General features: G+C 53.3%; 6 protein-coding genes. 3 read left to right on the top strand and 3 right to left on the bottom strand.

All coding sequences use genetic code 11. The features are described from left to right. A partial coding sequence (locus A9G06_RS21790; RefSeq protein WP_171903413.1) for a type II toxin-antitoxin system RelE/ParE family toxin occupies window positions 1-180 on the top strand: 180 nt, incomplete at its 5' end. A gap of 14 nt (window positions 181-194) precedes the next feature. Here the strand turns inward: A9G06_RS21790 and A9G06_RS21100 are convergent. Further along, on the bottom strand, window positions 195-506 hold the full coding sequence (locus A9G06_RS21100) for a helix-turn-helix domain-containing protein (protein ID WP_069556529.1): 312 nt from the start codon (window positions 504-506) through the stop codon (window positions 195-197). A gap of 485 nt (window positions 507-991) precedes the next feature. On the opposite strand from A9G06_RS21100, the gene A9G06_RS21095 reads away from it, so the two are divergent. Together A9G06_RS21095 and A9G06_RS21085 are read left to right on the top strand one after the other, a co-directional pair. After that, a complete protein-coding gene (locus A9G06_RS21095; protein WP_069556528.1) occupies window positions 992-2017 on the top strand; it encodes a plasmid recombination protein in 1026 nt (341 codons plus the stop codon). Between the two features lie 284 nt (window positions 2018-2301). Beyond that, window positions 2302-2595, top strand: a complete 294-nt coding sequence (locus A9G06_RS21085; protein WP_069556526.1) for a hypothetical protein — start codon at window positions 2302-2304, stop codon at window positions 2593-2595. Here the strand turns inward: A9G06_RS21085 and A9G06_RS21080 are convergent. After that, a complete protein-coding gene (locus A9G06_RS21080; RefSeq protein ID WP_069556531.1) occupies window positions 2579-2821 on the bottom strand; it encodes a plasmid replication protein RepB in 243 nt (80 codons plus the stop codon). The two genes, A9G06_RS21085 and A9G06_RS21080, sit on opposite strands and share 17 nt — an antisense overlap. A 108-nt stretch (window positions 2822-2929) precedes the next feature. Then, on the bottom strand, window positions 2930-3136 hold the full coding sequence (locus tag A9G06_RS21075) for a hypothetical protein (RefSeq protein WP_069556530.1): 207 nt from the start codon (window positions 3134-3136) through the stop codon (window positions 2930-2932). Between the last annotated feature and the right edge of the window lie 1205 nt (window positions 3137-4341).

Below are 4341 nucleotides of genomic sequence, written 5' to 3'. Positions count from 1 at the left end.
CTTGGTGATGGTGTAATGGAGTTCATCATCAAGAACGGGCACCCAGCATATCGCTGCGTGTACGTGCTACAAGATGATGCCGTGCATGTCCTTCATGCCTTCTCAAAAACGTCCAGTGGCACGGACAGCAAGCATGAGAAGACCATCAAGCAGCGCTACAAACACATCAAGAACAAGTAATCAGAATCGGCCGGTCACACGGCCGATTTTTTTACAATAACAGAGATTGGATTCTCTTTTGATGACAGATCAAAAGACACATCCATTAAATATCCGAGTCGACCAAGCATTTCAATAAGCATATCTATCGAAAACTTGGATATTTTTCCATTCATCAAATTGCTAACCCGCGGTTGGGTAACCTTGAGAATGGATGCAGCTTCCACTTGGTTATAACCAGCCTCACGAATCAACTTCGTTAGGATCATCATAAGTCTGGTTTTGAGCGTTAATATCGTTAGTTCCACTGGATCTGATGCCAGGAGCTCTAACGGATCTTTCGACATGAGCACACAAGCCTCCGATAAAACAGCACTAAGCTAATCGCTTAGTTGTGGATAACACAACTCCACCTTAGCAAAGCGCGGGAATTATACAAGTACTTGGATATCTTTCAAGCTCTGTTTTTTAGAAAAAAAACGCCAAAATCACAAAAAAAAACCACTCAAGATCCGCTTGTTCCCCGCACCCACACCTTTCTAACGCTTAAAGTTGGCAGTTTTAGAGCATCTTTTCGTGCGATTTTCGCATGAGAAACTCGCCAAAAAGCAAAACGGACATGTCCGATTTAGGTGGGGCCAGTGGCCCCACCTAAATTTGCGCATGCGCAATACCAAGTTACTTGGCTCAAGTCTTTACAGAAAACCTCCCGAACGGGGGGAGGCTAGCGCAGTCTGCCGCCTCCTGTTCGGGAGGCGGCAAGCGTAGCGCGGCAGGTCTTTTTCGCCCCGCAGGGCTCCTACTTTGCGCAGCAAAGTGTAAGGAGTACACTTTGAACTCCAAAGCTGCCACCCTCGGAGCCCCGATGAAGTTCACGTTCGCCGTAGCCAAGATGAGCAAAGCCGACATTGGCAGGGCTCAGGGACACAACCTCCGCCTCCACGAAACCAGCAGCCAGCTTCCGAAACGGGCATGGTTTACAGCGAGCCCGATGCACACCAAGGTCGAGTGGGATCAGGGCAAACTCGATGCAGCCTCGGCACTGGCCAAGCGCAAAGATGCCGTGGTGGCGATCGAGTTCATCATCCAGGTCGGCAACCAAACCGACTGGCGAGAAGACCCCACACCAGAGTGCCCTGAAGGGCCTCCCATCGAGCGCGATCTGGGGCAGTTCTTCGCCCCGTTCGGGGAGCAGGTCAAGGCATGGGCCGATCAGGAGTTCGGCCCCGAGAACGTGGTATCGATCCAGCTGCATATGGACGAAAGCACCCCGCACTTCCATGTCATTGCCACCCCGATCAAAGACGGCAAGCTGCAGGCGAAAGCTTGGCTGGATGGCGGCCGGAAGCTGGCGGGGATCCGGCGCCGATGCCACGCCACGATCAACGAAAAGATCCCCTGCGTGTACACCCCCAACGGTCTGGGGGGAAACCCGCATCGGCCAGACCTGCGCGCCGGCACCGCCCCAGCGCCTACCCTGATCGAGAAAATGAGCGGCCACGCCAAAGCCCAGAAGCTGGAGCGAGAGAACGCCGCACTGCAGGAGGAGAATGCCCAGCTCAAGCAGCTCCTGTTTAGCCGCCAGAAGGGCCGCTATAGCGCGGACAACGTGGAACTGGCCCAGCAGGCTACCGCAGAGGCGCAGAAGGCCCAGAGCGAGCTCCAGAAGGCGCAGGGGGAAGTTAAGCGGCTCACCATGGCGCTCGATGACGCCCAGAGCGTGATAGGCCGACAAGGGGCAGAGATCGACAAGCTCAAAGGCTATAACCGAACGCTTTCGGAGCAGAACAACGAACTGGAGGAGAAACTGCAGGATCTCCAGCCAAAGCGGAGCCGCGGTAAGGGGATGGGGCTATGAAGGCATGGCAGGTTGTAGGACTGATGGCTGCGGTGTTGGCAGTAAAGGGAGCTGGCAGCTCCTCGAGTGGCTGGATCATGCGGCTGCTTGGCCTGCATGACGTGTTCAGCTGGGCCGCCCCAGCATGGTGGGAAGGGGCTGCATGCTTGGGGATGCTGGCCCTCTTTTTGCGTTGGACAGGCCAATAAAAACATTTAAAGAAGCAATAAGGACAATCTAGCATCTTGATAAGACCACAATAAAGACATATAGTAGGCAAACAAACTCAAGATAAGGATTGTTGTATGGGACTGACCATGATAGATATCGATGGGTTCATCGATGCCGCTATTAATCGCCTTTCCTGTGATGGCACCACAGAAAGCTATTTCTACGTAGACCTGCATATGTATCAACAACGCATAACCCAACCCTTGATCAACCGGTGTATTGAACTTTGCAATTCTCGTGGACTAACAGCCTTCCCTACTGGAAACGGCGGGCTGTCTGTCACGGTGAATCTCAATACCTGCATAATGAACTCTGCACAGGCCAGAACATTCTCTGCGGCGTTAGAACTGTTCAGAAGCGGCTGCTAATGTCGATCTCGATGCGGCGAAAGCCAATGCCGCGGGCCGTGTTGGCAGCCGCATCGATGGAGGAGAAAACCCGCCAGCCTCCACGCTGCCGCTCCACAACTTCGGTACCCGCCTTGCCAAAGCGCACCAAGTGGAGGTGGAACCCAGAACCCATGGGGGTCGGGACGATCATCGCCTTGGAGAATCCCCCCATGTCGAACACCGTCTTGGCCTCTTTCTCCTGCATCATCAAATCTCCAATCTGAGACATCAAATCGTCTATTTGATGTTACCCCTTCGGGGGCCTAAAGCAATCAATTCCGCAATTTGAACTATCGAATTTGGAAAATGATTTTCAGTGCGGCTCAAGGCACAAGGCAATCAGGCGTTCGCGCCATTCTGCTGCGTCCAAATCGAAGTTCAGCAGCCCACCTTCAACGCTGATCCGCCCCCCAAAATCGAGCAACTGCATCTCCGTCAGATCGCACAGGCGCTGGCCGCCTGCGTCCAGTAGCCAAATGCAATCCCCATCGACCTCAATCCCGTGCTTGTCGAACCTCATTCGTTCCTCCGACCAAAGCCAAACCGAACCCGCGTCCGTGGATAACTGCTGCCGCCCACAAGCCGAACCGATAGCATGTGGACGGACGGGCGCAGTTACCCACCTCGCCAAGATCATCTCTCTTTTTTTTGTTTGAAAGAAAAGGGCGTAAGGCACCGGCTCTCCTATCTTTCGCTGCGCTTCAAGATAGGCTCGCCCTCCTGCTTGGCTACGTTAAAAATGACGTAGTTACACTGGATAGCTCGCCTTGCTCAGGACTATCGAGGCTGCTTGCGGCAGCTCCCCCTCACGCGCTCCTGAGACACACCTTGCCACTCTGCACCTGCTTCAGTCCCCACCTGTGGGTCGGACTGCCGCGCCGTTTTTATCGAGCTGGCCGTGGTTGGTTCCCCGTTGCGCTCGGTGCTGGTGCCCCATGGTTGCGAGCCATGGGAGGCTATGGTGCGCGTCGCACGCTGGGCCGTATGTGAGGTTTCCCCGTTCGGCCCGACCCCTGCACCCGCTCGACAACATCAACATGCTTCCAATTCGAGCGGATACGACTAATCGCCATTGGCAGAGGCCAACGGTAACAGGGTTCGGGCGAGAGATTACTTGATTGATAGGGCCGTAGGCCGCTAAACTGAAAGGGTCTTACGGTAGCTGCTTCCGCCCGAAGCTGTTACCAGGTACAGAGAGCGCCAACTCAAAGTACCTTCGAACAAACCGCCTGCCAGGGCGGTTTTTTCGTTTCTGGAAGATAGGTTACGCCGGATCCTCGAGGATCGTCAATCAGAACCCCGCCCCCACTCCACATCCTGCACAAAAAACGTACAAACGATTTCTTTTATACAAAATTTTGCATATAGCCTATTGTGGAAATCGTCAAGCCACTGTAAATTCAGTCAGTGGTGGTACTACTACCATTTGAGCTCTGAAATCAGAGCTGATCCAGAAAGGAATAGGCAAACAGATAATGAGTTTGCCTTTTTATTGGCCAAGGAAATTGGCCCTATTAAATGAGGAAATCATTATGCGATCCGTACATCTAATTATTCGTAACCAAGAAGGGCAAACCAATGAAAGAAAAGAAAGTTGTATTCCACGGTGATAGCGAAAAACAACTGCGTGGGTTCCCACGCGCACTGCTAGAAAAGACCATCTTCAGCATCGTCCAACTCCAGCACGGACAAGAGACGAGTCTGAAAACCAAACCCATGCAGGGG

This window comes from Aeromonas sp. DNP9, from assembly GCF_001728955.1.
In the GTDB taxonomy this organism is placed as follows: domain Bacteria; phylum Pseudomonadota; class Gammaproteobacteria; order Enterobacterales; family Aeromonadaceae; genus Aeromonas; species Aeromonas veronii.
Note: the sequence above shows the minus strand (reverse complement) of the source record. Positions and strands in the feature narration are given on the sequence as shown.